Source organism: Segatella baroniae DSM 16972 = JCM 13447 (assembly GCF_000426585.1).
Lineage (GTDB): Bacteria > Bacteroidota > Bacteroidia > Bacteroidales > Bacteroidaceae > Prevotella > Prevotella baroniae.
This window is the reverse complement of sequence record NZ_AUFQ01000035.1, coordinates 1-4,391: the sequence shown is the minus strand read 5'-3', so window position 1 is coordinate 4,391 and position 4,391 is coordinate 1. Positions and strand designations below refer to the sequence as shown.

3 protein-coding genes and 2 pseudogenes are annotated in these 4,391 nt (G+C 39.0%); 1 reads left to right on the top strand and 4 read right to left on the bottom strand.

Annotated features, from left to right (window positions below; translation table 11 throughout):
- Nucleotides 1–421 precede the first annotated feature (421 nt).
- A complete protein-coding gene (locus K334_RS0112630; protein ID WP_161625391.1) occupies nt 422–1,276 on the top strand; it encodes a ligand-binding sensor domain-containing protein in 855 nt (284 codons plus the stop codon).
- A gap of 396 nt (nt 1,277–1,672) precedes the next feature.
- Here K334_RS0112630 and K334_RS14965 read toward each other — a convergent pair whose 3' ends face one another.
- From K334_RS14965 to K334_RS14625, 4 genes and pseudogenes are all read right to left on the bottom strand, one after another.
- Complete coding sequence (locus K334_RS14965) at nt 1,673–1,843, bottom strand: restriction endonuclease (protein ID WP_036890430.1); 171 nt, start codon at nt 1,841–1,843, stop codon at nt 1,673–1,675.
- Nucleotides 1,827–2,719: pseudogene (gene fic, locus K334_RS14085) on the bottom strand (protein adenylyltransferase Fic). The gene K334_RS14965 and the pseudogene fic overlap by 17 nt, the downstream one beginning before the upstream one ends.
- 10 nt (nt 2,720–2,729) lie before the next feature.
- Nucleotides 2,730–3,797, bottom strand: coding sequence for a Fic family protein (locus K334_RS0112615; RefSeq protein WP_025882269.1), 1,068 nt, complete (start codon nt 3,795–3,797; stop codon nt 2,730–2,732).
- 24 nt (nt 3,798–3,821) lie between these two features.
- Nucleotides 3,822–4,029 (bottom strand): annotated as a pseudogene (locus K334_RS14625) (helix-turn-helix domain-containing protein).
- Nucleotides 4,030–4,391 lie beyond the last annotated feature (362 nt).

The window sequence follows — 4,391 nt, the reverse complement described above, 5'->3', positions numbered from 1 at the left end:
TCATCGTACTTAGGAACTTCACGATAAGTGATTGATAAATAAATAGTTAATAAATAACAAATATTTTCCAATTATTTGGATAGCAACATAGAAGAACTATGATATGAAATCTTAGGATAGCGTGTAGATGGCTGCAAAGTTACATTTTCCCCACTTTCACATACGACTCATTTTTGTCTTTCATAGACGCTCATCTTTCATTTTGCTGTATGAGAGAAGTCGTTCTGTCCCAACCGCCGATATTCTTCCAAAGACCGCCGCTATTCTTTCTTTTTATATGTCCTGAAAGTCATTCTGTAATATTTTATCTATATTTGTAAGCGTAACGTCAAATTATCTTTTCCTTTCCCGTATGATATTGATTAAAGAAATTAGTCCGTTGAAGTATAGTCTGCTTCTTTGGGTGTTGGCATTCAGCAGTATGTGTATTGTAGAAGAAAAGGTCTGCGTGCGCAATCTAAGTGTTTCAGAAGGACTTTCCAACGATTTTGTCTTGAACATGACCACGGATGGTTATGGATTCGTCTGGGTCGGTACGAAGAACGGGCTGAACAGAATAACGGGGTATGGTGTCATGAAATATACGGAAAAGAGTTCCAAGCTGGTCGACAATATGGTGAACAGCTTGTGCTATGAGCGAAAGCAGAATGCCATGTGGGTGGGAACGTTGAAGGGGATAACGATCGTTGATTGTCAGAGTGGGCTGATGAAAAACCTGAACACCGAGAGCGGGTTGGCCCAAAACATGATTGCCGATATAAAGCCTGCAGCAGATGGGGGAATATGGATTTTATATATGCACAACGGCATACAATATTATGATGTGAGACATAAACGTCTTGTGCGACAGGAAGCCGTTGTCAACAATGCTCTGAGAAAGCCGTCACATTGTTGTCTTGACAGTGGGACAGGTCTGTTGTATGTGGGACATAATGGTGCAGGAATGAGCGTTGTGGATTTGAAACGCCATAGGGTGGAGAACTATCGCCATCGCAGCGGAGACCCTTCTTCGTTGCCGAGCGACAACGTTCGTCGTATAGTGAGCGACAGGCATGGTAATGTATGGGTTGGCACCAGCAACGGCCTTGCCATGTTCGATCCACTTTCACGACGTTTCCACAGACTTGTGGGTGGTGGCCCTGACAGGATAGGTGACAACATTTACGACATTGCATTTGATTTCCTTCTGTATAAAATCTTCATCTTCCCGTCTGCGAGTATTATAGTCAAGATATTCTTTTTGTCCACAAAGTTCACTTACTTCAGATTGGTATAATCGCAATAACTCAAAAAACAGATCATTAAAGCGTTGAATTTTCAATTGTTCTTCATTCTGGTTCGAAACTTTTTGTTGCTCTTTAAAAGTCCTAATTACAAGTAAAATACTTACTAAAGTAAAGATTGAACCTAATACTCCACCAACAAAGTCTCCATATGTTCCAAAGAGCTCATTGTCTATGGTATATTTATTATCAAATATTTGAATAGGATGATTCCATTTGAAAAAGATAAAGGAAATGGAAATAAACACACTCCCTATAGTTATATAAAACCATTTATTTAAAAGTAATCCATTAAAGTGTGATTTAAATTTATTCCTAAGATTATCCATTGTTTAATTATTTGTAAGATTATAAAACTTTGACAAATTTCACTATGGTTCAGCAGCAATCTATATTTCATCCTCATGGATTTCATACATTTTGGCTGATTTTGTTGAATAGTTCTCTAGTTCATTATCCGCCTGCAGCTCACATTGTTTGATGACGGTTTCTAATGCGTTGGCAGCTGCTTCTGGTGGATTGTGGTACTTCTTGAGCAATCGCTTAATCACTTTGTTCATAATAGTACGAATAATCGATACCCTTCATAAACATTTCTCTGTCGTCAATCTTTGTAGTGAGTGCAGGCTCTACTAAAGCCTTGATATGTGTGCTATCAGACACACTTTCACGCATAGCAGATAGATATTCGTTCTTGTTTATCTGGCTCCAATCCACACACCGTTTGAGAGAACCCTTCAGCATGAGGTCGAGCCAAATGCGGGTGCTGTGACCATTACCTTCCATAAAAGGATGTGCCACGTTCATTTCTATATATTTGTCCATAATCTCGTCGAAAGTTGTTTCAGGCATACGTTCAATGGTTTGCAGTGTGTCAGGAAAGTGCATACAGTTGGCAAAGGTAAATCCCCCTTTGATATATTCTTGGTACGAATCTGTCCTGCAAAGTCGTAAAGTCCACCAAAGAGATAGGAATGAATTTGCTGTAAACATTTAATTGTACCAGGTTCAACCGTCTTTAAAATACCACTTTCAAAGAGCTGATAAGCCTTCTTCTTACTTTGTCCATCAACAGTATTGTCGCTATAGAGAAACCAATCAAGAAAATCCATTGCTTTCGCATTGGGTATGGCTTTAGCCAAAAGTGTAACACCCTCTCCATCAAGTGTATCTGTCAATCGATATTTACCATCAGGGGCTACGATCTTCAACTGGTTAGTAGCACTAACCACTTCGCGTTCTTCCTTTCGCAGTTTGGTTTTAAGATACTTCCAATAGTTACGAGTCTTTTGGTAATCATCCTGCTCATTGATAGCAGCTATAATATCAAGAACAGAGAACCACCACTTGCTGTTCTCTTCATCCCATACGGCACGTACTTCACGGTCGTTGAAGAAGCGTATAGATATTTTATGTTGCTCTTCCTTTTCTTCCATAAATGGGAATTTAGTTGTTTATTTTACTACTTTTTATAACCCAATAGCCATTGCGCCGACCATTTTTGCGTTCAATGATACCTTGTTCAGATAATTTTACGGTCATCGTCTTTACCGTTCGTTCTGATTTTCCGATATGCACAGCTATTTCTTTTTGCGTTGCGTTAGACTTCTCCTTAATGAAGTTGAGCAATGCTAATTCTTCTAAAGTGCAATTCAAAGTGCAAATATTGCACTTTGAATTGTTCTCTGTTACACTTTGACTTTCTGCCGACACATGCAGATACCTATTCTTCAATTCATTCTGCTCACTTAATATCAGATTGCGAAAAAATGCTTCAAGGTATTGTGTCGTCGCAAAAATACCTTTAGGTATATTATTATAATTGGCTCGAACCAGTGCATTGCGGAAGTACCACGAATAGTTTGCAAAGGTTTCATTGCTGATGGGAAAGCCAAATGTACGAAGATACTTAATAGTGAAAACCGCCGTTGTACGAGTGTTACCCTCACCGAATGGATGAATTTGCCAAAGGTCTGAGACAAATTGAGCAATATGGTTCATTGCTTCTGCTATATCATGCTGCTTATAATCGTATCCCTTTTCACGGGCAAAGTCATAATCCAGCGTCTCACGAATACTGTCGGCACCTGCATACAGCACCGTTTCTCCATTCAGCACCCATTCCTTTTTCGTAATGTTGTAATCTCTTATTTTACCAGCGTGTTCATGGAGACCTTCAAACAGTCGGCGATGAATAGAAATATATTCTAATGGCGAGAAAGTGAAGCTCTGTTCGGATAGCAATTCGGTAATACGAGCCGAAACTTTATCAGCTTCTTCTGTCCTGTCTTCTACATCCTTACGGGCTGTCATCGACTCATAATAGCTATTGACAAGCTGCTTTACCTCTTCAATCGTAATATCGCCCTCAATATGTTGACAAGCTGTTTGACGCAGATAGTCTGAAGTTTTCAAGCCATCAACAGCCTGCAAACCAATAGCAGTTTGCCACGCATAACCTTTTTCTCGTTTATGCGGTTCGCTCTGTCGGATATATTCTTCAAAGTCGGTCATCATATTATTTTATGAGTTGATACTTTATGTGTCATCTGTCGTATTGATCAAATCCTTTGGATTCAGCTGTAGGATCTCTGCTATCTGAAACAGCAATTCAAGGCTTGGCTGTCGACGATTGTAAACGTATGAGTTCAATAGTGAAACTCTTGCCGAGTTTCTCTGCAAGCCATGTCTGCTTAATCCCTTTTTCGGTAAGCACCTCTTTAATTCTATTGGTTGGACTTCTCATAAATGTTATATGATAATTTACAAATATAGTAGATTTTCTTGTATAACAAACAGAAAAGGAGGAGAAACTTCTCCTCTTTTAAAGTCTATTTCCTCTTGTTGCTGTCCGGTAAGCCTTAAATAACATAAAAATCTTTGCGTGATAGCCTTTGATTCGGCAATTCCTCATCGTTTTTTACCCCCCCCAGCTCCCTAATTAAATAAGTCTAGTTCTTCGGGTGGTGCATTTATCCATGTCTACGCCAGTTCGGGATAAGAAAGTACCCTAAAAAGTTGGTAATCTCGCTGTTTTTTGTAATTTTATAATTGAGAATCAATAACTTACAAAACATATATAGCGATGATTACCAACGACAAAGTTAC

Coding starts and splice junctions, on each gene's coding strand:
- K334_RS0112630 (WP_161625391.1), top strand. CDS start 422: ATGTGTATTGTAGAAGAAAAGGTCTGCGTGCGCAATCTAAGTGTTTCA.
- K334_RS14965 (WP_036890430.1), bottom strand. CDS start 1,843: ATGAACAAAGTGATTAAGCGATTGCTCAAGAAGTACCACAATCCACCA.
- K334_RS0112615 (WP_025882269.1), bottom strand. CDS start 3,797: ATGACCGACTTTGAAGAATATATCCGACAGAGCGAACCGCATAAACGA.